This window comes from Streptococcus pluranimalium (assembly GCF_047785705.1).
In the GTDB taxonomy this organism is placed as follows: domain Bacteria; phylum Bacillota; class Bacilli; order Lactobacillales; family Streptococcaceae; genus Streptococcus; species Streptococcus pluranimalium_A.
Genome location: NZ_JBLOJV010000112.1, coordinates 1 through 509 on the forward strand (window position 1 = coordinate 1; position 509 = coordinate 509).

At 50.7% G+C, this 509-nt stretch carries 1 pseudogene; it reads right to left on the reverse strand.

The window, feature by feature from the left end:
* Window positions 1-509 (reverse strand): annotated as a pseudogene (locus ACMZ6Z_RS09580) (hypothetical protein); the annotation flags it as partial.

Consider the following 509-nt stretch of genomic DNA (forward strand, 5'->3'; position numbering starts at 1 on the left):
CCTCTAAACGGCGTACGGTCGGCTGGGTTGGTAACTGTCACTGGGATAGTTACCGTCGCTGTTTCCGCATCGCCTCGGTAAGATACACCTGTTGGGGTTCCAACCAATTGACCTTGAACGTTAACACTCAAGCCGTTGGTTGCTGTGCTAGCTATCATTGAACCTGGTTTGTTTGGTGTCACAACAGTAACTGGAGTAACACGACGTTTGTCGACAACGGTTTGTGGCGTCAATCGTGCGCTAAGAGCATCTACAGCTTTTGGATTGGTATCCGCTCCGTCTAGGATACCGTCATTGTCATCGTCAGTATCCGTCTTGTCTGGCGTGCCGTCGCCATCGGTGTCTCGAAGAACGGTAACTGGAACGACTGTATCAACTGGTCGATCTCCTGTTCGCTCAAGACGAACGGGAACATTAACGGTCTTCTCTTCGTCGTTACCACTAAAGGCTGTGGTTGGACGTCCAGTCAATTGACCTTGAGCATTGACGCTAAGCCCATCTTTACCTGC